Annotated in this window: 18 protein-coding genes; 17 read left to right on the top strand and 1 reads right to left on the bottom strand. The window is 38.3% G+C overall.

The window, feature by feature from the left end; genetic code table 11:
• Positions 1-47 precede the first annotated feature (47 nt).
• From BUL40_RS10100 to BUL40_RS10035, 14 genes are all read left to right on the top strand, one after another.
• A complete protein-coding gene (locus tag BUL40_RS10100; protein WP_080319164.1) occupies positions 48-1,178 on the top strand; it encodes an efflux RND transporter periplasmic adaptor subunit in 1,131 nt (376 codons plus the stop codon).
• Positions 1,178-4,378, top strand: a complete 3,201-nt coding sequence (locus BUL40_RS10095) for an efflux RND transporter permease subunit (protein WP_080319163.1) — start codon at positions 1,178-1,180, stop codon at positions 4,376-4,378. Before BUL40_RS10100 ends, BUL40_RS10095 begins: the two co-directional genes overlap by 1 nt.
• A complete protein-coding gene (locus BUL40_RS10090) occupies positions 4,371-5,750 on the top strand; it encodes a TolC family protein (protein ID WP_244901855.1) in 1,380 nt (459 codons plus the stop codon). Before BUL40_RS10095 ends, BUL40_RS10090 begins: the two co-directional genes overlap by 8 nt.
• A 9-nt stretch (positions 5,751-5,759) precedes the next feature.
• On the top strand, positions 5,760-5,942 hold the full coding sequence (locus BUL40_RS10085) for a CPXCG motif-containing cysteine-rich protein (protein WP_010519445.1): 183 nt from the start codon (positions 5,760-5,762) through the stop codon (positions 5,940-5,942).
• A 190-nt stretch (positions 5,943-6,132) separates the two neighbouring features.
• Complete coding sequence (gene kduI / locus BUL40_RS10080) at positions 6,133-6,963, top strand: 5-dehydro-4-deoxy-D-glucuronate isomerase (RefSeq protein ID WP_080319162.1); 831 nt, start codon at positions 6,133-6,135, stop codon at positions 6,961-6,963.
• Positions 6,964-6,967: 4 nt separating this feature from the next.
• A complete protein-coding gene (locus tag BUL40_RS10075) occupies positions 6,968-7,723 on the top strand; it encodes an SDR family NAD(P)-dependent oxidoreductase (protein WP_010519443.1) in 756 nt (251 codons plus the stop codon).
• A 9-nt stretch (positions 7,724-7,732) separates the two neighbouring features.
• A complete protein-coding gene (gene uxaC / locus BUL40_RS10070) occupies positions 7,733-9,136 on the top strand; it encodes a glucuronate isomerase (protein ID WP_080319161.1) in 1,404 nt (467 codons plus the stop codon).
• Between the two features lie 29 nt (positions 9,137-9,165).
• Positions 9,166-10,206, top strand: a complete 1,041-nt coding sequence (locus BUL40_RS10065) for a sugar kinase (protein ID WP_010519441.1) — start codon at positions 9,166-9,168, stop codon at positions 10,204-10,206.
• Between the two features lie 24 nt (positions 10,207-10,230).
• Positions 10,231-10,902: a bifunctional 4-hydroxy-2-oxoglutarate aldolase/2-dehydro-3-deoxy-phosphogluconate aldolase gene (locus BUL40_RS10060; protein WP_080319160.1), complete on the top strand. Its 672-nt coding sequence runs from the start codon at positions 10,231-10,233 to the stop codon at positions 10,900-10,902.
• Between the two features lie 29 nt (positions 10,903-10,931).
• Entirely contained in the window at positions 10,932-11,876 is a 945-nt protein-coding gene (locus BUL40_RS10055; RefSeq protein WP_080319159.1) for a TRAP transporter substrate-binding protein, read from the top strand.
• Positions 11,876-12,331, top strand: coding sequence for a TRAP transporter small permease (locus BUL40_RS10050; RefSeq protein WP_010519438.1), 456 nt, complete (start codon positions 11,876-11,878; stop codon positions 12,329-12,331). Before BUL40_RS10055 ends, BUL40_RS10050 begins: the two co-directional genes overlap by 1 nt.
• A 1-nt stretch (position 12,332) precedes the next feature.
• The gene (locus BUL40_RS10045; protein WP_080319158.1) at positions 12,333-13,631 is read left to right on the top strand and encodes a TRAP transporter large permease; all 1,299 of its coding nucleotides are present in this window, start codon (positions 12,333-12,335) and stop codon (positions 13,629-13,631) included.
• Positions 13,632-13,640: 9 nt separating this feature from the next.
• Entirely contained in the window at positions 13,641-15,077 is a 1,437-nt protein-coding gene (locus BUL40_RS10040; protein ID WP_080319157.1) for a tagaturonate reductase, read from the top strand.
• A gap of 19 nt (positions 15,078-15,096) precedes the next feature.
• A complete protein-coding gene (locus tag BUL40_RS10035; RefSeq protein WP_080319156.1) occupies positions 15,097-16,704 on the top strand; it encodes a UxaA family hydrolase in 1,608 nt (535 codons plus the stop codon).
• A 2-nt stretch (positions 16,705-16,706) separates the two neighbouring features.
• Here BUL40_RS10035 and BUL40_RS10030 read toward each other — a convergent pair whose 3' ends face one another.
• On the bottom strand, positions 16,707-17,726 hold the full coding sequence (locus BUL40_RS10030; protein ID WP_080319155.1) for a LacI family DNA-binding transcriptional regulator: 1,020 nt from the start codon (positions 17,724-17,726) through the stop codon (positions 16,707-16,709).
• A 260-nt stretch (positions 17,727-17,986) separates the two neighbouring features.
• Between BUL40_RS10030 and BUL40_RS10025 the strand changes: the two genes are divergently transcribed.
• The 3 genes from BUL40_RS10025 to BUL40_RS10015 are packed head-to-tail and all read left to right on the top strand — an operon-like array spanning position 17,987 to position 24,248.
• Entirely contained in the window at positions 17,987-19,420 is a 1,434-nt protein-coding gene (locus BUL40_RS10025) for a glycoside hydrolase family 28 protein (protein WP_244901854.1), read from the top strand.
• A gap of 33 nt (positions 19,421-19,453) precedes the next feature.
• Positions 19,454-22,612 carry a SusC/RagA family TonB-linked outer membrane protein gene (locus BUL40_RS10020; protein WP_080319154.1) on the top strand — a complete coding sequence of 1,053 codons (3,159 nt, stop codon included), beginning with the start codon at positions 19,454-19,456 and terminating at the stop codon, positions 22,610-22,612.
• A 13-nt stretch (positions 22,613-22,625) separates the two neighbouring features.
• The gene (locus BUL40_RS10015; protein WP_029511554.1) at positions 22,626-24,248 is read left to right on the top strand and encodes a RagB/SusD family nutrient uptake outer membrane protein; all 1,623 of its coding nucleotides are present in this window, start codon (positions 22,626-22,628) and stop codon (positions 24,246-24,248) included.
• Positions 24,249-24,351: the final 103 nt, after the last annotated feature.

Here is a 24,351-nt window from a genome sequence, read left to right as displayed (position 1 = left end):
TTACCCGCTGTTAGCAATAGCTTTGCTTTTTAACAAATACCAAACTAATGCAACGTACAATTATCTCTATTGTTTTGGGGATTATCATTATTATTGGCGCCATCTTTTTTGCCAATAAAATTATAGACAGTAAACAAGATAGAAGACCTGCCCCCCAGAAAGTAGTCAAAACAGTTTTTGTAGATACCGTAAAAAATGGAGAGGTGCCAGTAACGGTTCCCGCTAACGGAAATTTGGTTGCCAAAGATAGGGTAGAACTCTATGCAGAGGTTCAAGGGGTATTTAGAAAAGGAACTAAACCTTTTAAAACAGGACAGGAATATAATGCAGGGCAAACCTTAATAAGAATAGATGCTTCTGAATATTATGCCAGCGTACAATCTGCTAAAAGTGAGTTTTATAATCTGCTTACATCTATAATGCCAGATTTACAATTAGATTATCCGGAACATTTTGCCAAATGGCAAACTTATTTGTCCAATTTCGATTTAGAAAAGGCTACTCCAGAATTGCCAAAAGTAGATTCAGAGAAGGAAAAATTCTTTATTACCGGTAGGGGAATTTTCGGTAGCTACTACAACGTTAAGAATTTAGAGCAACGTTTATCTAAATACACCATTTCAGCACCCTTTACAGGTATTTTAACAGAAACCTTGGTTACGGAAGGTACACTAGTACGCTCTGGTCAAAAGTTAGGCGAGTTTATAAAAACAGGGGTTTATGAATTAGAAGTTGCCGTAAGCAAAACCTTTGCAGATTTTTTATCGGTAGGTAAGTCCGTTAAATTGTTCAATTTAGACAAGAGTCAAGAATATACGGGTAAGGTAATACGTGTAAACGGACGGGTGGATCAAACCTCCCAGACCATTACCAGTTTTATAGAGGTTTCTGGAGATAACTTAAGGGAAGGGCAATATTTAGAAGCTGCTTTATCGGGAGAAACCGTAACCAAGGCCATAGAGGTAGATCGGTCTTTGCTAACCCAAAACGACAAAATTTTTGTAGTAAAAGATTCCATTTTGGATTTGTTAGATGTAACACCCGTTTATTATTCTGATAAAAAGGTTGTCCTTAAAGATGTGCCCGATGGTACTACAATTGTTTCCAAACCTATAATAGGGGCATATGCAGGTATGTTGGTAAAGGTGTTTGAAGAACCAACAGAAACCGGCAAGTAATGAAAAAAATAATAGAATACTTTATTAAGTACCATGTTGCCGTAAATGTGGTAATAATTGCTTTTGTGGTTTTTGGTGTTGTGGGTATGTTATCCCTTAATTCCTCTTTTTTTCCACTAGCAGATTCTAAAAATGTACTTATAACCATTACTTACCCAGGTGCCTCTCCACAAGAGATAGAAGAAGGTGTGGTACTTAAGATAGAAGATAATCTAAAAGGGCTACAAGGCGTTGATCGTGTAACCTCTACCTCTAGAGAAAACTCTGGTTCTATTAACGTAGAAATAGAAAAGGGTTATGATATAGACTTTATGCTTCTAGAGGTAAAGAATGCCGTTGATCGGGTGCCCACATTTCCTACAGGTATGGAGCCACTTGTTGTTGCCAAATTAGAAGCGGTAAGGCAAACTATAAGTTTTGCGGTTAGCGGTGATAATATTTCCTTATCGGTCTTAAAACAAATAGGCAGACAAATTGAAAATGATTTGAGGGCCTTGGATGGTATTTCTCAAATTGAAATTTCGGGCTATCCAGATGAAGAGATAGAAATTGCAGTTAATGAGGCAGACCTATTGGCTTATAACATTTCGTTTACAGAAGTTTCGCAGGCTGTTGCCAATGCCAATATTTTGGTAACCGGTGGTAATATTAAAACAGACGAGGAAGAGTATTTGATTCGAGCAAATAATCGTTCGTATTATGGAGATGAGTTGAGCAACGTAATTGTTAGGGCAGATGTAAGTGGTAGAACCATTAGATTAAAAGACGTGGCTACTATTAGAGATCGTTTTTCAGAAACACCCAATGCCTCATATTACAATGGAAATTTATCTGTTACCGTTTCTATAACCAGTACCAATACAGAAGATTTAATTGGAGCTGCAGATCAAGTTAAAGAATATGTAGAAGACTTTAACCAAAAGTACAATAATGTAGAGCTAAACGTTGTAGATGATCGTTCTAAAACATTAAACCAAAGAACCCAATTGCTTACGGAGAATGCAATTATGGGAATGATTTTGGTGCTGATATTCTTGTCTTTGTTCTTAAATACAAGATTGGCTTTTTGGGTAGCTTTTGGTTTGCCAATTGCCTTTTTGGGTATGTTCATATTTGCTCCATTATTTAATGTAACGATCAACGTATTGTCCTTGTTCGGGATGATTATTGTAATTGGAATTTTGGTAGATGATGGTATTGTAATAGCCGAAAATATATACCAGCATTATGAAAAAGGGAAAAAACCGGTACAAGCGGCATTAGATGGTACCTTGGAGGTGATTCCACCCATAGTATCTGCTATAATAACCACTATTTTGGCTTTTTCTGTATTTCTTTACTTAGAAGGAAGGATTGGAGAGTTTTTTAGTGAGGTTTCTGTCATCGTTATTTTAACCTTGGTGGTTTCTCTTGTAGAGGCTTTGGTAATTTTACCGGCTCACTTGGCCCATTCCAAGGCCTTGAGCAAACAAAATAAAGAACCTAGAACCGCAGCAGGTAAATTTTTCTCCAAGTTGCGAGAAATTAATAGGATGGGAGACCGTGCCATGTCCTGGATGCGAGATAAGCTCTATGCGCCAACGCTTAATTTTGCTTTAGAATATCGTTTTTTAACCTTTTCATTTTTTATCCTTGCCCTAGCATTAACCTTTGGTTCTATGGGTGGTGGTATTATAAAAACCTCATTCTTTCCAAGGGTGGCCAGTGATCGGGTAACTATTAGCTTGCAAATGCCCAATGGAACCAATGAAAAAGTTACGGATAGCATCATTTCTTTGATCCAGGATAAGGCAATAATCGTAAACCAAGAATTAACAGCTGAGTATTTAAAGGGAGAAGGTAAAGAGCTCTATGTGAATATGATCAAGAAGTTAGGTCCTGGAACTTCTACCGCTAGTTTAGAAATCAATTTATTGCCAGGAGAGGAACGGCCAGATGCAATAGTTTCTGATATGGTATCTAATAGACTAAGGGAACTTGTAGGCCCAGTTATTGGAGTGGAAAGTTTAATATACGGTTCAGGCGGTAATTTTGGTGGTAGTCCGGTTTCAGTTTCTTTATTGGGTAACAATATTGAGGAGCTTAAAGCGTCTAAAAGAGAACTAAAAACCGCATTGGAAGAAAACGCACTCTTAAAAGATGTTAGTGATAATGATCCCGCAGGGATTAAAGAAATACAATTACAACTTAAAGACAATGCGTATTTGTTAGGTTTGGATTTAAGAACCATAATGAGTCAGGTTAGAGCTGGATTTTTTGGCGTGCAGGCCCAGCGTTTTCAAAGAGGGCAAGATGAGATTAGGGTGTGGGTCCGTTACGATCGCCAAAATAGAGAATCTATAAACCAATTGGACGAAATGCGCATAGTTACCCCTTCTGGTTCTAGGGTGCCTTTAAAAGAAATAGCTACCTATACCATAGCTCGTGGCGATGTAGCAATAAACCACTTGGATGGGCAAAGAGAAATTCAAGTAAGTGCAGATTTAAAAGACGCAAAAAACACAAGTGCCCCAGATATAATGAGCTGGATAAAAGGCGAAATAATGCCAGAAATCCAATCTAAATATCCAACGGTGACCGCATCTTATGAGGGGCAAAGCAGGGAACGCAACAAGTTAACGGATTCTCTTAATTATGTTGGTCCAATTGTATTGTTTTTAATCTACATAACTATTGCGTTTACCTTTCGTAGTTTTAGTCAGCCACTGTTATTAATCTTATTGATTCCGTTTAGCTTAACTGCTGTTGCTTGGGGGCATTTTATCCATGATTTTGCCGTGAATTTATTATCCATGTTAGGTATTATTGCCTTAATAGGTATTATGGTAAATGATGGTCTGGTGTTGATAGGTAAATTTAATAGTAACCTTAAAGAAGGTATGAAGTATGATGATGCATTGTACGAGGCGGGTAAATCAAGATTTAGGGCAATATTTTTAACCTCGGTAACTACTATAGCAGGTCTAGCGCCACTATTATTAGAGAAGAGCAGGCAAGCACAATTTTTAAAACCAATGGCAATATCCATAGCCTATGGTATAGGTTTCGCTACCATACTTACCTTGGTGATGCTGCCTATTTTCCTTTCTTTCAGCAATGAGGTTAAAGTGGGTGCTAAATGGCTTAGAACAGGAAATAAAATAAGCAAAGAAGAAGTTGAGCGTGCAATTAAGGAGCAAGAAGAACATAATCATGAATAAGACCAAAGGCTATAGTATGTTTATATTTTTATTTGCGTTGCGGTTGCAGCAGTTTATAGGGGCAAAAACATTGTTTGTTTCCCTAGTACTAATTTGCACCTTGGTTAATGCACAAGAAGAATTTTTAAGCAAAGAAGAAGCAGTAAAGCTCACGCTAGAGAATAACCTAGGTATTAAAATTGCAGAAAACAACAAAGAGATTGCCAAAAACAATAAGAGTGCTTTAAATACGGGATATTTACCAACGCTTACGGCTACAGGTAGCGGTTCTTTAGACATTAACGATCAAGAGGCTACCTTTCAAGATGGTTCTGTAAGAGAGGTAGATGGGGCGGAAACTAAAAGATATAGTGCGGCACTTAACTTGGGGTACACTTTGTTTGATGGTTTGGGAAGGTGGTATAACCTTAAACGCCTCAAAGAAGAATATAATTTGAGCGATTTACAAGCTAGACAAACAATTGAAAATTCAATAATCCAGTTATTCACGGTTTATTTTGAGGTGGCTAGGATAACGGAAAATGTGGGCGTATTAACAGAGACCAAAGCAAATACACAAGACCGTTTAAAAAGGGCAGAGTACAGTTTTGAATATGGCCAAGTAAATAAGTTAGAGGTGCTTAACGCGCAGGTAGATTTGGTTAATGATAGTATTAACTTAATGAATGAAAAGCAATTGTTGGCGAATACCCTTCGTGATTTAAATATAGTGGTTAACCAAGACATGGAACGTACTTTTAATGTAGATACCACGGTGACTTTTGTTTCGCCCTTAGATTTAGAAACGTATGTTAAAGAAGCGGAGGTCAATAATATTAGATTGCTTTTGGCCAATAGCAACATTTCCATTTCAGATTACAACTTAAAAGCTTCAAGAAGTGTCTATTTGCCAACCGTGGGTTTAACGGGTAGTTATGGTTGGAACGAAGGAAACTTCCCTGCAACCAACTTTTTAGCTTCTAATACAAGCACGGGGGTTTCTGCTGGTATAAATTTAACTTGGAATTTATTTGATGGAGGAAGTGGTATTACCAATAATAAGAATGCAAAATTAGCTCTTGAAAATCAGGAGGTTCAAAAAGAACAAGTCTTGTTAGAGGTTAAGAGGGATATTGCCAATGCAAAGGGCGACTATGAGAATAGACTTAAGGTGTACCGTTTACAAGAGCAAAATGTAATTACTGCCACCAACAATTTTGATCGCAGTAGTGAACGTTATAAGTTAGGGCAAATTACATCTGTAGAACTAAGACAGGCGCAAATAAACTTGCTTAATGCACAAACTAGTAAGAACTTGGCCAAGTATAATGCCAAGCTTGCAGAGCTACAATTACTTCAATTAACAGGGCAATTACTTAACATTCAATATTAACAGATTTAGATGGAAGAGCATTTTTTTCAATGTCCATATTGTTGGGAAGAAATATCTATGCTTTTAGATCAAAGTGTTGTTACACAAACCTATGTAGAAGATTGTGAGGTGTGTTGTAATCCTATAGAAATAACAGCTACTTTTTCAGCCTCGGAATTAACTAGCTTCAGGGCAATAGAACTGGGGCAATAACCTTTACGTAACTTATCTTCTTTTTGTTACGCAATTGCGCTATTATAAGTCTTTTTGTGTCAAAATCGTTTAGATAACCACAAAATTGCAGTAGCCACATTACGTTTTTATTAATTATTAGGATATTTTCTTGCTGAATTTCATTTTTAATTTATATTTGTGTAATCGATTACACAGATAAACCATAAAAATGACAAAACACGAATTTAGATATGCCTCTCATCCTGAGGATGCCAGAGCTTACGGTACAGAAGAGTTAAGAAAACATTTTTTAATGGATAATCTTTTTGAGGATGATTGCATCAACCTTACCTATTCTATGTATGATAGGTACATTGTGGGTGGTGCAAAACCAAGAAGTAAAGATGTGGTGCTAGAAACCATACCCTATTTAAAATCTGAAAACTTTTTGGACCGTAGAGAGTTAGGCATTGTAAATGTTGGTGGTAAAGGGCAAGTTTCTGTAGATGGTACCGTGTACGAGCTTGATAAAAAAGAAGCACTTTACGTGGGTAAAGGAGCTAAAGAAGTATTATTTAAAGGAGGTTCAGAAGCATTGTTTTATATAAATTCTGCCCCTGCGCATAAGAGTTTCCCAACAAAGAAGGTGGGTAAAGAAAATGCAGAAGTAATAAATCTAGGCGATGCTAAATACGCGAACAAAAGAATATTAAATAAGCTAATTGTAAATAGTATTGTAGAGACCTGCCAGTTACAAATGGGTATTACCGAATTGGTAGAGGGTAATGTCTGGAATACCATGCCAGCACATACACATGAAAGACGCATGGAAGCGTATTTCTATTTTGACGTGGAAGAGGGGCAAACGGTTTGTCATTTTATGGGGCAACCCCAACATACTAGACATATCTTTTTAGAAAATAACCAAGCTGTTTTGTCGCCAGAATGGTCTATACACTCTGGGTCGGGAACTACTAATTATTCTTTTATCTGGGGTATGGCTGGTGAAAATTTGGATTATGGCGATATGGATACCTGTTCTCCTAACCAATTAAGATAAGCATATGTTTGGTCTAGAAGGAAAAACAGCGTTGGTTACCGGATGTAAAAGAGGAATTGGTTTTGCAATGGCCGAAGCACTTGCAGAAGCAGGTGCCAACATTATTGGTGTTTCCGCCAGCTTAGAATTGAGTGGTTCTAAAATAGGGCAGCGTATAGAAGAGATTGGTCGCAGTTTTAAAGCTTACCAGTGCGACTTTTCTAATAGAAAATCTCTTTATGATTTCATAGAAAAGGTAAAGTCCGAAAATCCTGTAGTAGATATTTTGGTAAACAATGCCGGTACCATTTTAAGAAAGCCAGCAGCGGAACACCCAGATGAATACTGGGATAAGGTAATAGAGGTAAACCTAAACTCCCAGTTTGTACTAAGCAGGGAGCTAGGTAAGGAAATGGTCAAAAGAGGTAGCGGTAAAATAATTTTCACTGCTTCTTTATTAACTTTCCAAGGTGGTATTACCGTGCCGGGTTACGCGGCATCAAAAGGAGCTATAGGGCAATTAACCATGGCCTTGTCTAATGAATGGGCAGGCAAGGGGGTTCAGGTAAATGCAATTGCCCCTGGTTATATAGCAACGGATAACACACAGGCATTAAGGGAAGATGAGGATAGAAGCAGTTCTATATTAGCCAGAATACCAGCAGGACGTTGGGGAGAGCCTAAAGATTTTAAAGGGCCAATTGTTTTTTTGGCTTCAGAAGCAAGTAATTACATGAGCGGTTCCATCTTAACCGTAGATGGCGGCTGGATGGGTAGATAAACAACAACTATGTCAACAACAAACTTTATAACAGATAGTTTTCTGTTGCAGAATAAGTACGCAGAAGAGCTATACCATACCTATGCGGCGCCACAGCCCATAATTGATTATCACTGCCATTTGCCACCAAAGGATATTGCAGCAAATACTGTTTTTGAAAATATTACTAAGGTGTGGATAAATGGCGACCATTACAAATGGCGTGCAATGCGTACTAATGGTGTAGATGAAAAGTATATTACGGGCAGTGCATCTGATAAAGAAAAATTTGCGGCCTGGGCAAAAACAGTTCCCGCTACATTACGAAATCCGCTCTACCATTGGACGCATTTAGAACTGAAACGCTATTTTGATATAGACCAGTTACTAAATACAGAATCAGCTGCTTCTATTTATACAGCAACATCAGACAAACTAAAAACCAAAGACTACAGTGTTCAGGGGCTTTTAAATAAAATGAACGTTGAGGTGGTTTGTACAACGGAAGACCCATTGGATTCTTTGGAATATCACCAGCAATTAAAGGATTCTGGGGCCAAAACCACCATGAGTACGGCATTTAGGCCAGATAAAGCTATTTTAATCAACACACCAACGTATAACGACTATTTGAACCAATTAGAGGCGGTGTGTAATGCCAATATAGATTCGTACAAAGCACTTTGTGATGCGTTGGTTTCTAGATTAGAATATTTCCATGAAAACGGTTGTAGATTGTGTGATCATGGATTAAATTACGTGCCCTTCAGCTACGCCACCAATACTGAGATAGAAGCTATATTCCAAAAAAGAAGAGGTGGTAGCCTAGTGAGTTTGGAGGAGGATGAAAAATTCCAAACTGCACTGTTGTTGTTCTTGGGAGAACAATACCATTTGCGCGGCTGGGTGCAACAGTTTCACCTTGGTGCCATGCGTAACAACAATACTAGAATGAACAAGGTTCTTGGTCCAGATACTGGTTGGGATTCTATTGGGGATTATTCACAGGCCCATAATTTATCTCGTTTTCTAGATGCCTTAGATACTAAAGACAAATTGGCAAAGACCATCTTGTACAATTTAAACCCTGCAGATAATGAAATATTTGCGACTATGATAGGTAATTTCAATGATGGTAAGGTTAGGGGTAAGATGCAATGGGGTTCTGGTTGGTGGTTTCTAGACCAAAAAGACGGAATGGAAAAACAGATAAATGCCCTGTCAAATATGGGGTTGCTAAGCTGTTTTGTAGGAATGCTAACCGACTCTAGAAGCTTTATGTCTTTTCCTAGGCACGAATATTTTAGAAGAATTTTGTGCAATCTACTAGGCACGGAAATGCAATTGGGAGAATTACCAAAAGATATGGATTTAGTTGGTAACATGGTAAAAGACATTTGCTATACCAATGCCAAAAATTACTTTGAATTTTAACTAACAACCTAAACAAACAAAATACAAGAATGAAAAAAATAGTAACCTTTGGAGAGATAATGTTAAGGCTTGCACCTCCGGGATTTTTAAGATTTTCCCAGACCAATAGTTTTGATGTGGTCTATGGTGGTGGAGAGTCCAATGTGGCGGTATCCTTGGCCAATTATGGGCTAGACGTAGATTTTGTTACCCGTTTGCCTAAAAACGATATTGGCGATTGCGCCCTAATGGAAATGCGTAAGCGCAACGTAGGTACCGATCATATAGTATTTGGTGGTGACCGTTTAGGAATTTACTTTTTAGAGACCGGTGCTGTATCTAGAGGTAGCAAGGTGGTTTATGATCGTGCGCACTCTGCAATGGCCGAAATAAAACCTGGAATGGTAGATTGGAAATCAGTGTTTAAAGATGCAGACTGGTTTCATTGGACGGGTATTACACCAGCAATATCTCAAGGTGCGGCAGATGCCTGTATTGAAGCGGTTAAGGTAGCAAAAGAAATGGGCGTTACCATTTCTACGGATTTAAACTACAGGGCCAAACTTTGGAAATATGGTGGTGATAGGGAAGCTATAATGACGGAGCTTACATCATATTGCGATATTGTATTAGGTAATGAGGAAGATGCCGAAAAGCACTTTGGTATTAAACCAGAAGGCTTGGACATTACAACCCAGGGAGAGCATGTAAAAGCAGAAGCATTTTTATCTGTATGCAAGCAAATGACCAAGAAATTTCCAAATGCCAAAAAAGTAATAACAACTTTAAGAGGTTCACTTTCAGCATCCCACAATACGTGGGCTGGTGTACTTTATGATGGTGAAAAACTATTTAAGTCTAGAGAATATCAAATAACCCATATTGTAGACCGCGTAGGTGGTGGTGATTCTTTTATGGGTGGCTTAATTTACGGGTTAATGACCTGGCCCAATGATGACCAAAAAGCTTTGGATTTTGCTGTAGCTGCTTCTTGCTTAAAACATACCATTAAAGGTGATGCTAACTTGGCTACCATAGAGGAAGTAGAGAAACTAATGGGTGGTGATGCATCAGGTAGAGTTTCTAGATAATTAATTTAATTTCTGATTGTAAAAATGGCAGAATATACAAGAATAGAAGTGGCCAACACTATGAGCGAAACCGGTATGGTTCCCTTGTTTTATCATCCAGATATTGAGTTGGGCAAACAAGTTTTAAAGGCTTGTTATGATGGTGGGGCCAGATTGTTGGAATTTACAGCTAGGGGCGATTTTGCTTTTGAAGTTTTCTCAGCGTTGAACAAATATGCATTAGCGGAATTACCGGGAATGATTATGGGGGTGGGTTCTATAACAGATGCTGCTGCTGCTAGTCTGTTCATCCAAATGGGGGCAAACTTTATTGTAACGCCATCGCTTAGAGAAGATATTGCAATTACCTGTAATCGAAGAAAAATCATGTATGCTCCCGGTTGTGGTAGTTTAACCGAAATAAACCGTGCAGAAGAGCTGGGTGTTGAGGTAATTAAACTATTTCCAGGGAGTACCTATGGTCCCGGATTTGTAAAGGCCATAAAGGGGCCGCAACCATGGACCAGTATTATGCCAACTGGCGGTGTAAGTACGGATCCAGAAAATTTAAAAGGTTGGTTTGGTGCTGGAGTAACCTGTGTAGGTATGGGATCCCAATTGATATCTAAAGCCGTTTTGGCCAATAAGGATTATACGGGGCTGACCCAAAAGGTAAAGGAAACCTTGGCACTTATAAAAGAAATTAGAAACACTTAGTTGTGAACCTTAAGTATATAAAAATCCTAATGCTTGTGCTTCTTTTGGCCAGTTGTGGCCAAGAGGACGTTAAAGTGCTAAAGCTTGCACATGGTTTAGATGTGAATCATTCCGTGCACAAGGCAATGGTACAGATGGGGCAGGATCTAAAAGAGATTTCTGGTGGTAAAATGGAAGTACAGATTTATCCCAGTCAACAATTAGGAACAGAACGGGAAAACCTGGAACTTTTACAAATAGGAAGCTTGGATATGACCAAGGTTTCTGTTGGGGTAATGGAAAATTTTGCGCCAAAAATGAAAGTGCTGGGTTTACCTTTTATTTTTAGGGATAGGCAGCATTCTTTTACTGTTTTAGATGGGCCTATAGGGCAGCAATTGTTAGATGAAGGCCAACAATATTGGCTTAAGGGACTTGCTTATTATGATGCCGGAAGTAGGAGTTTTTATACCAAAGAAAGACCTGTTGCGCAACCAACGGATTTAGAGGGCATGAAAATTAGGGTGATGGAAAGTGTAACCGCAATGGACATGGTAAGGAGCCTTGGAGGTTCTCCAACTCCAATTTCTTGGGGAGAATTGTACACCTCACTGCAACAAGGAGTGGTAGACGGTGCAGAAAACAACCCACCAAGTTTCTATTTGTCTAGGCATTACGAAGTGTGTAAATATTATGCGTTAGACGAACATACAACCCTGCCAGATGTTTTGGTTATGGGCACACAGGCCTGGAATAATTTAACGGAACAAGAAAAGGGCTGGGTAAAAGAAGCGGTGCAAAAATCCGTTTCGGTACAAAGAGAGTTATGGGCGGCATCTGAGCAAGAAGCATTAGATGCCGTTAAAGCAGCTGGTGTTGAAGTAATCAGGCCAGAAAAAAATCCATTTATGGATAAAGTAGAAGGCATTTATGATGCATATAAAGATCAGCCCGAACTTTATGATTTAATTACCAAAATCAAGCAAACAGAATAATGGTACGCAACAAAATAGACCAGATTTTAGGTAAACTGTTAGCTCTTATTATGGGAGTAATGGTGATAAATGTACTTTGGCAAGTTGCAAGTAGGTACTTGGTAGGGGAGCCAAGTTCTTTTACAGATGAGTTGGCGCGTTATTTGATGATTTGGGTAGGTGTTTTAGGAGCAGCCTACGTTTCTGGTAGAAAAATGCACGTAGCCATAGATGTTTTGCCCTCCAAAGCTAGTGAGGGTACCCAAAGAAAAATAAAAGCTTTGGTTTACATCTTAATAATTCTCTTTGCGTTTTTTGCAATGGTCATAGGCGGTTGTAGATTGGTTTACATTAGTTACTTACTAGGTCAAAAATCTCCTGCCTTACAGATTCCCTTGGCATTGGTCTACATGGTAATTCCATTAAGTGGTCTACTTATTATTTATTACAAACTGAACGATTTACTAAAAAACTAAGATGGCAGAATATATTCCCGTATTGGTGCTGGTGATCAGCTTTATTTTTTTCCTATCTATAGGAACCCCAGTTGCATGGAGTATTGCCATGTCATCCGTTTTAACCATGTTGGTAAGCATTCCATTTTTACCTGCGGTAACAACAGTAGCCCAACGAATGGCAACTGGTTTGGATAGCTTTGCCCTTTTGGCCATACCCTTCTTTGTGCTCTCAGGGCAACTTATGAATAAGGGTGGCGTAGCGCATAGGCTTATAGCATTTGCCAAAACCTTGGTTGGTGCTTTCCCCGGCGGGTTGGCATTGATTAACGTAATTGCGGCCATGTTAATGGGTGCCATTGCAGGCTCTGCCATGGCCTCCGCATCCGCTATGGGTAGTATTTTAGGACCAGAAATGGAAAAGGAAGGTTATTCTAAAGAATTTGGCGCGGCTGTTAATATAACCTCTAGTACAACAGGTTTGGTAATTCCACCTAGTAACGTGCTTATTGTATATTCACTGGCCAGTGGCGGTGTATCTATCGCAGCGCTGTTTTTGGCAGGATATATACCAGGTATTCTAACTGGTCTATTTCTTATGGTTGTGGCTGCTTTCTGGGCAAAAAAGAAAGGCTATAAAACAGGTAAAAGGAGCAGTATAAAAGAGGTAGGTAAGGCTTTTGTAGATGCATTTCCAAGCTTGCTTTTATTGGTAGTAGTTATAGGAGGTATTGTATCTGGAATATTTACCGCTACGGAAGCGTCGGCGATCGCGGTGCTGTACTGCTTGGTGTTAGGGTTTATTTACAAAGAAATAAAGTTTAAAGATTTACCGGAAATATTGCTAGATTCCTCTGCTACCACAGCAATCGTTATGCTTTTAATTGGTGCCTCAATGAGTATGTCTTGGGTAATGTCTTATGAAAATATTCCGCAAGATATTAGTACTACCCTTTTGGGGTTAAGTGATAATCCTATTGTAATCTTATTGATTATTAACCTTCTACTATTATGTGTAGGCATATTTATGGATATGACCCCTGCCGTGCTAATATTTACCCCGATTTTTTTACCAATTGTCACCAAATTAGGAATGGATCCCATTCAGTTTGGAATTGTTATGGTATTAAACTTATGTATTGGGCTCTGTACACCCCCAGTAGGTTCTGTTCTCTTTGTTGGGGTAGGTATTGCCAATACAACCATAGAAAAAGTAGTGAAGCCGTTAATTCCTTTGTTTTTGGCAATGATATTGGCTTTGTTTTTAGTGACTTATTTTCCGCAGTTAACCCTTTGGTTGCCAAAAGTGTTTGGCGTTTAAAATTAGAATATGGAATTGTTAAATAGAAAGAACGTTTCGGCCTTGCCAAAAAGGCCGATTAAAGTTGTGCAGTTTGGTGAAGGTAATTTCTTAAGAGCCTTTGTAGACTATGCTATTCAGTTATTGAACCTTGAAAAAGATTTTAATGCGGGTGTAGCCGTTGTACAACCCATAGATCGTGGTTTGGTTTCTATGCTTAATGATCAAGATGGTCTTTATACTTTATTTTCTAAAGGCGTAGTTTCTGGTCAAGAAATAGAAGAAAAGCACTTAATAGATTCCATAGTTACAGCTATAGACCCTTACAAAGACCATCAGTCTTACTTGGCTTTAGCTCAAGAAGCAACTTTAGAATTTATAATTTCTAACACTACGGAAGCAGGAATTGCTTTTGATGCTGGCGATGCTTTGGATATGCAACCACCAAATTCGTTTCCTGCCAAGCTAACACAATTATTGTATCATAGATACCAGTTCTTTAACGGTGCAATAGATAAAGGATTGGTGGTAATTCCTTGTGAATTAATAAATTATAATGCAGATACCCTTAAAGAGGTGATGCTGAAATATATTGATTTATGGAATTTGGATGAGGGGTTTAAAAATTGGGTTTTAGAAGCAAATAGTTTTCATAACACCTTGGTAGATCGTATTGTGCCAGGATACCCTAAAGACGATATCGATGCTTACCAAGAACAATTGGCTTATAAGGATAATCTAATTGTAACTTCAGAGGTGTTTTTTCTATGGGTTATTGAGGGTGGTGAGGCTTTAAAGAAAAAGTTGCCTTTTGCAGGTACTAAACTAGACGTAAAAATTGTAGCGGATATGCAGCCGTATAGAACCAGAAAGGTACGCATATTGAATGGCGCACACACGAGTATGGTGCCATTTTCATTACTTTATGGTAATGAAACGGTAAAGCAAACCGTAGATAATGATTTTACTGGCAGGTTTGTAAAAGCTACTATTTTTGAGGAGATAATACCAACTTTAGACCTGCCCAAAGAAGAGTTGGAAGCGTTTGCTGAAGCGGTTTTAGACCGATTTAGAAATCCATTTATTAAACACCAATTGGCCAGTATTGCGCTTAACTCTATCTCAAAATTCAAGGTAAGGGTTTTACCTAGTCTGTTGGCATATTTTGAAGCGAAGGGTAAACTGCCTAAAAACCTAACTTTTGCATTTGCTTGTCTGCTTCGTTTTTATAAAGGTAGTTGGAAAGGTGAACAACTACCAGTCAATGATGACGCTGTACTCATGGATACGTTTAAGCAGCTTTGGAATAATTTAAGTATAGAAGCCTTGGTTCAAGAAGTATTGGCCAATACTTCATTTTGGGATACCGACTTAACTAAGATTCCGGGCCTTAAAAACGAAGTTATAAAAGCCCTAATGTTAATAGAAGAACATGGGGTAGAGCAGGGATACAAAGCATTCGTTTAAAATATAGAAAAGCCTTGTTATGCAAAAAATCATCAAAGTTCAAGCAGAAGATAATGTAGCGGTGGCATTAACCTCTCTAACAGAAGGAGAGTTGGTTACGCTTAACGAAGAAAAGATAACAATTGTTGAAGCAGTTAAGGCAAAGCATAAAATTGCTTTAGAACAAATACCTATTGGTGGTAAAATAATCATGTACGGTGTTCTAGTTGGTAAGGCTATCAGCGCTATTCCTAAAGGAGGTCTTTTGTCTACAGAGAATGTAAAACATACTAGTGCCCAAACCACCGGAAAAACGGCAGACTATTCATGGACCGCCCCAGATGTTTCTGGCTACCAAGACAGAACGTTTTTAGGTTATCATAGGCCAGATGGTCAGGTTGGCACAGAAAATATTTGGTTGTTTTTTCCATTGGTATTCTGCGAAAACAAGAATATAGAACGGTTAAAAGAGGTCTTTGAAAAGGAGTTGTATATAGATGAGGTAAGTGAACAAAGACAGTTGCTCCGAGGGTTAATTAGCGGAAACGCGGAAGCTGCCCAGCCGCAGGCAAAGCGCAAGTCTATTTTTGATAATATTAAGGTCAAGTTTATAACCCACCAGGGAGGTTGTGGTGGTATTCGTCAAGATTCTGAGTTATTAGCTAAACTGTTGGCAGGGTATGTAAACAACCCAAACGTTGCAGGCGCTACGGTTTTAAGTCTAGGTTGTCAAAACTTGCAGATTCAAATATTTAAAGATGCGTTAAACGCAATAAATACGGATTTTAAAAAACCGGTGCTTATTTACGAGCAGCAGCAGATGGGAACGGTTGAGCAAATGCTTAATACCACTATTAAAGATTCCTTTTTATCCATAAAAAAGGCCAATGAAATAGAACGAAAACCAGCCCCCTTATCAAAATTAAAATTAGGTTTGGAATGTGGTGGTTCAGATGGTTTTTCTGGTATTTCTGCTAACCCTACACTTGGTTACGTTTCAGATATTTTAGCGGCTCTAGGCGGTTCGCCAATTCTTTCAGAGTTTCCAGAGCTTTGTGGTGTAGAACAAGAACTGGTAAATAGGTGTGTAAACGAGGAAGATGCCAAGAAATTTTTAACCCTAATGCAGGCTTATGAACAGTCTGTGGTAGATGCTGGTTCTGGTTTTGATATGAACCCCTCGCCAGGTAATATAAAAGACGGTTTAATAACAGATGCAATGAAATCTGCTGGCGCTGCAAAAAAGGGAGGCACCTCGCCCATAACGGCGGTATTGGATTATGCAGAATATGTAACCAAACCTGGCCTTAATTTATTGTGTACACCAGGCAATGATGTAGAGAGTACAACAGGCATGGTTGGTTCTGGGGCCAATATGGTTGTTTTTACCACCGGATTAGGAACCCCAACAGGTAATCCAATTGCGCCTGTAATCAAAGTTTCTTCTAATACTGAATTGGCGGAAAAAATGTCTGATATTATTGATGTGGATACCGGAGCGGTGATTCGAGGAGAGAAGACCATTCCGGAAATGGCATCTATATTGTTAGATTATATTATTGATGTGGCCAGTGGCAAACTTGTTTCTAAGGCAGATCAGCTGAACCAAGACGATTTTATTCCTTGGAAAAGAGGGGTCTCTCTTTAAGACTATTTCTTGGTAGAAGACTGTCTAATAATTAAGGAAGGAGAGAGCACTACCTTCTTTTCAATTTTAACATTGTTTCCATCATTTACTTGCTCTAAAAATACTTGGGCGGCCATTTTGCCCATTTCTAAAGGAACTTGGTCTACAGAGCTCATAGAAAGGTCTAGAAATTGCGTAAAAGGTTCGTTACTAAACCCAACTACGCAAACATCTTCTGGAACTTTATAGCCATTAGTTTGTAGCCACTTTATGGCGCCTAGTGCCCCATAGTCTGATGTTGAAAAAATGGCATTTGGCGGATTCTCCAGGGCCATAAGGTTCTCTGCAACCCGTTTACCTTCTTCCATATCGCTTTTAAGTTTTACAACCAATTCTTCCCTAAACGGTATAGAATGGTCTATAAGGGCTTGTTGGTAACCTTCTAAACGATGTTTATAAATAGATAGTGTAGGGTCTACGGTTAAATGTGCAATGCGGTCACAACCTTGTTCGATCAAATGGATGGTTGCGTCATAACTTCCTTGGTAATCATCAATAGTTACAGAACTAACACCACCCATTTCTTGGTAACGGTCAAAGAAAATGAGCGGAATATTTTTCTTGAGCACTTGTTCAAAATGCTTGGTATTCTTAGTGAATTTGGCCAAGGAGATAATGATACCTTCTACCTGTGCATTTAGCAAATTATTTATGATATCTACCTCTCTTTCTGCAGATTCGTGGGTCTGACTAATAATTACATTATAGCCCTTTGGGAAAAGTTCTTCTTCTATGCCCCGAATAACGGACGAGAAAAAGTTTCTATTTATATAAGGAACCACAACGCCAATGTTATTGCTTTTACCTTTCTTAAGGGCAAGAGCCAGTTTGTTTGGCTCATAATTCATGTCCTTTGCTGTCTTTAAAACAAGTTCTTTGGTTGCTTGGCTTATTCTTGGATTGTTGTTCAGGGCTCTAGAAACGGTAGCTGCAGTTATGTTTAGTTTCTTGGCAATGTCATAAATAGTCGGTTTTCCCTTCATGCGGTAAAAATAGAATAATTTAACCTATTCTACGTGGATAATTATAATTGTGTTATCGATTACGTAAAATAGAAATAACTATAGTTAAAAAATACATTTGTTAATTTATAGGTATGGAAATAACAATTAATAGCCAGTCATTTTTATAATAAATGATATTTTAGACCTTTATTTTGTTAAATTAATAGCTAATCTAAACATTTTTTTGGTCTGTTAAGAAAATATTAGTAGAATTGTGTAATCGATTACATTATATAAAAATGATTGATATTTCCATGTTTGGCAGAAAGCGTACAGGTTTAATGGTGTTAACGGCTGTTTTGTTGTTTTTTTCTTGTGCGGAAAAGAAAACAGCAGTTGATGATTGGGCTGTCAATTGGGCAAAAAGAGATTCAATTGTAGCAAACATTCAATTGCCAAAATTCAAGAATCAAGAATTTAATGTAATGGATTATGGTGCTGTGGCAGATGGGTCGGTTTTGAATACAGAAGCCATTGCAGAAGCTATTAAAGCATGTAATGCTGCTGGAGGCGGTAAGGTTGTTTTGCCTGCTGGCAAATATGTAACTGGCCCTATACATCTGTTGGATAATGTAAACCTTGAAATTGGAGAGGGTGCAGAAGTTCTTTTTACTACAGATAAAAGTTTATTCCCGCTGGTACATACTTCTTATGAGGGTACGGAGCTAATGAACTTTTCCCCATTGATTTATGCAAAGGATAAAAAGAATATTGCCATTACGGGCAAAGGCGTTTTAAACGGTCAGGCTAACAATGAAAACTGGTGGCCGTGGTGTGGAAACACAAAATATGGTTGGGTAGAAGGTGATCCCAAACAACATTCTTCTTTAAAAAAACTCAAGGAAGATATGTCAGAGAAAGGGGTGCCTGTGGCAGACCGTATTTTTGGAATGGGTGAGTTTTTAAGACCAACATTTATAGAGCCTTTTGGTTGTGAAAATGTGTTGATCAAGGATGTAACCATAATTAATGCGCCCTTTTGGGTGGTACATCCAATTAAATCCAACAACGTGGTTGTAGATGGTATTACTGTAGACAGTCATGGGCCAAATAATGACGGGTGTGATCCTGAGTATGCTAAAAATGTGTGGATTAAAAACTGTGTATTTAATACTGGGGATGATTGTATTGCCATAAAATCTGGAAGAAATGAAGATGGTAGAAGGGTAAATATTCCAAGTGAAAATATAGTGGTGGAAGATTGTAAAATGATAGATGGGCACGGGGGCGTGGTCATGGGGAGTGAAATCTCTGCAGGAGTACGCAATGTGTTCGTTCAAAATTGTCAAATGGATAGCCCTAATCTAGATAGGGCCATTAGAATAAAAACCAATACCAAGCGGGGTGGTTTTGTAGAGAATGTCTACGTAAGAAATATTAACGTAGGGCAGGTGAAAGAAGCGGTTTTAAAAATTAATCTACACTATGGTATTTATGGGGTGCAAAAAGGGGGTTTTATGCCCAAAGTATCCAATGTATATCTAGAAAATATAGCGGTAGATAATGGTGGTAAGTACGGGGTCCTTGTAAATGGATATGAGGAGTCTCCGGTAAAAAACGTGTTCCTGAAAAATGTAACCATCAAAAAAGTAGATTCAATCTATTCGCTTTCAGGAATTCAAAATTTGGAATTTATAAACACAACAATAAATGGTGAATTAATTCAAAACTAGAAAAATTAACTAAACTAAAATGCAAATTAAGTTATGAGGAAAGCTAGAACTTTCAAATTAAAAAGCGCTAGATGGGCATTGTTATTGTTGCTCTTCGGGTTGTTTCTGAGTTCAGGAATGACATATGCGCAACAAGGTGCTACAGTTACCGGTACGGTTACAGATAGTGCTTTAAACGATCCTTTGCCAGGGGTTAATGTTGTAGAAAAAGGTACTACTAATGGTACCACTACAGATTTTGACGGAAACTATTCACTTAAGCTAACCACGGATAATGCCACATTGGTAATCAGCTATATTGGTTTTGCTACTAAAGAGGTCTCTGTGGGAGGTAGAAGTACGGTAAATGTTTCTTTGGCAGAAGATTTACAAGCCTTGGATGAGGTAGTAATTGTAGGTTACGGTTCCGTAAAGAAGTCAGATTTAACCGGGGCAGTAGCCAGTGTGGATTCAGAATCATTGACTGAGCGTAATTTTACGGATCCTTTAGAATCTGTACAGGGTAATATTGCCGGTGTTCAAATCTCTTCTAACTCAGGGCGAGTTGGGGATGGTTTCAGTATTCAAATTAGAGGCCAGGCATCTTTCTTGGATGATGGTAATCCACTTTTTGTTGTGGATGGTGCTCCTGTTGATGATATTGATTTTTTGAATCCGCAAGATATTGCGCAGATAGATATTTTAAAAGATGCTTCCTCTACCGCAATATATGGGTCTAGGGGTGCAAATGGGGTTGTTATTGTAACTACTAAAAGTGGAACCACTGCTAAAGGTGGTTTTAATGTAAGCTTTGATTCCTTTATTGGTATTAAAGAAACCGCTCGTTTACCTGAGTTGATGGATGGTCCAACGTGGCAGTACTATCATAATTCTGCGTATTTGGCTACCATTGATGGTGGTAATGACCCTATGGGGATTACGCCAGAACGTTTAGAAAGTACGGTTATTGGAGGTTCTAATTCGGTATTAAGAGAGCGTTTTGATAACAACCAAACTTATGATTGGTACGATGCGGTATTAAAAAGTGGTATTCAGCAAAACAACTACGTGAACATAAATGGTCGTTCAGAAAATGGTGTGGCTTATAATTTAGGTTTAGGTTACCAGCATGAAACGGGTAATGTGTTAAATGAAGAATTGGATAAGTATACCTTAAAAACAGGTCTTACCCATTCTGTTAATGATAAGTTTTCTTTTGGGGCCAACCTTACCATAACCCAGTTTGTAAACGAACGAGGTAGTAGCAGCGCTATGCAAGAGGCGTTTCGTTTAAATCCATTTTTAAGTCCATTTGCCATAGATGATAATGGTAATGAAACGGACGAATTATTTGAGCAACCGGGTAAATTGGTATTTCCAACAGAAGGTAACTTTGCAATAAATAAAACTAGTACATACAATCCATTATTGCAGATAGCTAATTCTTCAGACGAATTAAAAAGATGGAATGTGGTTGGTAGTGTTTTTATGCAATACAATTTCACGGATTGGTTGTCTTTTAGGTCTAGTTTTTCTTCTGGGTTTGATAACAGAAGAAGGGGTAGGTCATGGGGAGTCTTAACCAATGAGGGTAGAAGCAACGGTAGCCAGCCATTAGCAGATGTAGAGCGCAGGTCTACATTTAATTATACTTGGGACAATCAAATAGATATAACCAAGACCTTTAATGAAGATCATAATTTTAAATTCTTAATCCTACAGAGTTTATTTTCTGAGCAAATAGAATCTAGTTTTGCTTCTGCAAGAAATTTATCGTTTGAAAGTGGTATCTATGATTTGGATTCAGGACCACAGTCTACTTTTAATTTAGGTACGGGATTCTTGGCAGAAAAATTATCTTCTTATGCACTTAGGTTAAATTATGATTATAAGGGCAAATATTTCTTAACCCTATCTAATAGATGGGATGGTTACTCGCTTTTTAGCGATGATAATAAGTGGGATTCTTTCCCTTCTGCAGCTTTGGCGTGGCGTATTTCTAACGAAGATTTTATTGGAGAAAACAGTGCTATCTCCAATTTAAAACTAAGGGCCAGTTATGGTTTTACAGGTAATAATGCATTTAATAGAAGAACTTTTCCTTACCCAACTTTGAATATCTTAAACGAGCAATTGTTCTATGATTTTGATGAGGCGGTGAATGGATTTAGCGCTACAGCTTTGGCTAATTCAAACTTAACTTGGGAAAAAACAAAAGAATACAATATTGGTTTGGATTTTGGTTTTGCCAACAATAGAATCAATGGTAGCGTAGATTTTTATAATAGGCTGTCAGAAGATGTTATTTTTGGTAGACTACTTCCAGTAGAGGTTGGGGTTACTGATGGTATATTGGATAACGCCAGTTCTATTAGAAATAAAGGAGTTGAAGCTTTATTGAACACCAAAATTATTAACACAGATAAGGTTTCTTGGGATGTTACCCTAACATATACCAATAATAACAACTCTATTGAGTCTATTAATGGCCAAACAGAGGAAGATGATATAGGTAATGGACTTTTTATAGGGGAGTCTATTGGTGTTAGAGGTGAAAATGGAAACCGCTCTAATTACAATTATGTTTTTGATGGAATTTGGCAAGCTGGTGAAGATGCTGCGGCATTTGGACAAAGAGAAGGCCAGGCAAAGGTTAAGGACATTAATGGGGATGGCCAAATTGATCCAGAAAACGACCGAGTAATCTTGGGTTCTGTTGATCCAGATTGGATTGGGAGTTTATTTACTAGTTTAAGAGTAGGAAATGTTACGTTATCTGCCTCTGCAATAACTAATCAAGGAATATTTACCTATAGTCCTTGGTTGGCAAACTTTACAGATACTAGGGATAGAGGTAGACAAAAAGCAAATATTTCATGGTACGTTCCAGAAAATGGTGCGGGGGTTCCAGCTCAATTTTCTAACGAATATCCACAGCCTAGAAATCAGGGCGATTTTTGGAGAAGACAACAAGTAGGTTATTATGCAGATGCATCTTTTATAAAAGTAAAGAACATCTCTTTAGCCTATAACTTTCCAAGTCAAGTTTTAGACAAGTTGAATTTGAAAGGTTTAAAAGTCTATGCAAACGTTCTTGATCCATTTGTATTTACAGATTACATGGGTTACGATCCAGAAACGGCAAGTGCAAGTTTAGGTGTAGGGCGTGTAGCAGCTATTACATACCAATTAGGGTTAAATGTTAAATTGTAAAGCACTATCAATCATGAAAAAAGTATTATTCACTATAGTATTGGCCCTAATAGTTTTCACATCTTGTGAAGATACATTAGAGGTAGACAACAGGGGTTTTGCAACTGCAGAATCCATATACATAACTGCAGATGGTTATGAAAGTTTAATAAACACTAATTATGCTGTTTTAAGAGAATTGTATGGATCGGCTCCTTATGTATATTGTGCGGGAACAGATTTATATGCAGAGGGTAGCGGTAGAGCTGCAGAACCACTGGGTCTTAGTCAGTATACAGAATTAAATTCCGCTTCAGAAGATGTAGATTTAATTTATAATGCGGCTTACAAAGCCATTAGATTGGCAAATACAGCGTTGTTTTATGCAGATATTACTGAGCAGACCGCAACACTTACAGAACGTGTGGCAGAGGTAAAATACCTAAGGGCTAACGCCTATTTTCTTCTAGTGCAAACGTATGGGGGCGTACCTATTATCACAGAGGTAATTAATACCCCAGAATTAGAGTTTGATAGAGATTCTGCAGAAGATGTATACGCCTTGATTATTCAAGACCTAGAAGAGGCCTTGAACAATGTTGGAACAGGAGACTATAATGGTAGGGTTACACAAAAAGCGGTACAGCATTTACTTGCCAAAGTTCACCTAACTAGAGGTTATGAGTCTTTTGGTCCTGCTACTGATTTTGATGTGGCTGCTTCTTATGCCGATGACGCTATTGCCGGACAGGGTTTAAATTTAAGTTTTGACGAATTGTGGGATTACACCAACCAACTAAACGAAGAGGTTCTTTTTTCAGTTAGATACTCTGCTGGTTCCGTAAGTGCAAACCCTACTGATTTAGGTAATGAGCAAGGTGCATTTTTTGGGCCGTATATGGGAGGTAACGAAGTTGCGGGTCAAGCACCTGCTAAAACGTATACCCTTTTGGCAACAGATTTTGCATTGCGTTTGTTTACTCCAGAAGACGAGCGTTATGAGGGCAGTTTTATGAACGAAGTTTACAATCCTTATTATTTAGAGCACACAACAGATGATTTAACAGGAGAGGCAGTAAGGGATTTTTACGAACCTTACTGGTTTACACCAGCAGACAGTACGGCTTATGTAAATTCTATAATACAAACAGAAGATTTTGAATACCATCCATATGAGTCAACTTACGCGCAAGTAGTTAGTGGGGATTGGGAGACCATACCACTTAAAAAGTTTGATGACCCAGAGGCTCCTTATGGCAGGTCTTCTAGTACCAGGGATATTGTCTTATCTAGATTGGGCGAAACCTATTTAATTGCTGCAGAGGCTTACTTACAGGCCGGCGATGCTGCTACGGGATTGCAACGTTTAAATACGGTAAGGCAAAGAGCAGGAGTAGCTGATGCCGCATTAGCAGAATTTGATATCGATTTTATTTTAGATGAAAGAGGTAGAGAATTATTTGGAGAGTACCACAGATGGTTTGATTTAAAAAGAACTGGCAAATTGGTAGAGCGTGCCTCGGCACACCACCCACTGGTCAACGAAGCTAATTTTAACGGTGCCAATGGCGAATTAAAAATATTAAGACCCATACCGCAAGCCGCTTTGGATCTTAATCAAAATAAGAACTTCCCTCAAAATCCAGCGTATAATTAAGAGAAGTTCACATGAAAGTAGTTTTGTATTCATTTATAAAATTGTTTTGAGTTAGTTAGGAGTAAAAGGCTTGGTACTAGTACTAAGCCTTTTCTTATCTTAA

It is taken from the genome of Croceivirga radicis (assembly GCF_002072105.2).
Lineage (GTDB): Bacteria > Bacteroidota > Bacteroidia > Flavobacteriales > Flavobacteriaceae > Croceivirga > Croceivirga radicis.
This window is presented reverse-complemented; position numbering and strand designations above follow the sequence as displayed.

Excerpts from the sequence above, each read along its gene's own strand:
- BUL40_RS10100 (WP_080319164.1), top strand. The coding sequence starts at position 48 with ATGCAACGTACAATTATCTCTATTGTTTTGGGGATTATCATTATTATT.
- BUL40_RS10095 (WP_080319163.1), top strand. The coding sequence starts at position 1,178 with ATGAAAAAAATAATAGAATACTTTATTAAGTACCATGTTGCCGTAAAT.
- BUL40_RS10090 (WP_244901855.1), top strand. The coding sequence starts at position 4,371 with ATGAATAAGACCAAAGGCTATAGTATGTTTATATTTTTATTTGCGTTG.
- BUL40_RS10085 (WP_010519445.1), top strand. The coding sequence starts at position 5,760 with ATGGAAGAGCATTTTTTTCAATGTCCATATTGTTGGGAAGAAATATCT.
- kduI (WP_080319162.1), top strand. The coding sequence starts at position 6,133 with ATGACAAAACACGAATTTAGATATGCCTCTCATCCTGAGGATGCCAGA.
- BUL40_RS10075 (WP_010519443.1), top strand. The coding sequence starts at position 6,968 with ATGTTTGGTCTAGAAGGAAAAACAGCGTTGGTTACCGGATGTAAAAGA.
- uxaC (WP_080319161.1), top strand. The coding sequence starts at position 7,733 with ATGTCAACAACAAACTTTATAACAGATAGTTTTCTGTTGCAGAATAAG.
- BUL40_RS10065 (WP_010519441.1), top strand. The coding sequence starts at position 9,166 with ATGAAAAAAATAGTAACCTTTGGAGAGATAATGTTAAGGCTTGCACCT.
- BUL40_RS10060 (WP_080319160.1), top strand. The coding sequence starts at position 10,231 with ATGGCAGAATATACAAGAATAGAAGTGGCCAACACTATGAGCGAAACC.
- BUL40_RS10055 (WP_080319159.1), top strand. The coding sequence starts at position 10,932 with ATGCTTGTGCTTCTTTTGGCCAGTTGTGGCCAAGAGGACGTTAAAGTG.
- BUL40_RS10050 (WP_010519438.1), top strand. The coding sequence starts at position 11,876 with ATGGTACGCAACAAAATAGACCAGATTTTAGGTAAACTGTTAGCTCTT.
- BUL40_RS10045 (WP_080319158.1), top strand. The coding sequence starts at position 12,333 with ATGGCAGAATATATTCCCGTATTGGTGCTGGTGATCAGCTTTATTTTT.
- BUL40_RS10040 (WP_080319157.1), top strand. The coding sequence starts at position 13,641 with ATGGAATTGTTAAATAGAAAGAACGTTTCGGCCTTGCCAAAAAGGCCG.
- BUL40_RS10035 (WP_080319156.1), top strand. The coding sequence starts at position 15,097 with ATGCAAAAAATCATCAAAGTTCAAGCAGAAGATAATGTAGCGGTGGCA.
- BUL40_RS10030 (WP_080319155.1), bottom strand. The coding sequence starts at position 17,726 with ATGAAGGGAAAACCGACTATTTATGACATTGCCAAGAAACTAAACATA.
- BUL40_RS10025 (WP_244901854.1), top strand. The coding sequence starts at position 17,987 with ATGATTGATATTTCCATGTTTGGCAGAAAGCGTACAGGTTTAATGGTG.
- BUL40_RS10020 (WP_080319154.1), top strand. The coding sequence starts at position 19,454 with ATGAGGAAAGCTAGAACTTTCAAATTAAAAAGCGCTAGATGGGCATTG.
- BUL40_RS10015 (WP_029511554.1), top strand. The coding sequence starts at position 22,626 with ATGAAAAAAGTATTATTCACTATAGTATTGGCCCTAATAGTTTTCACA.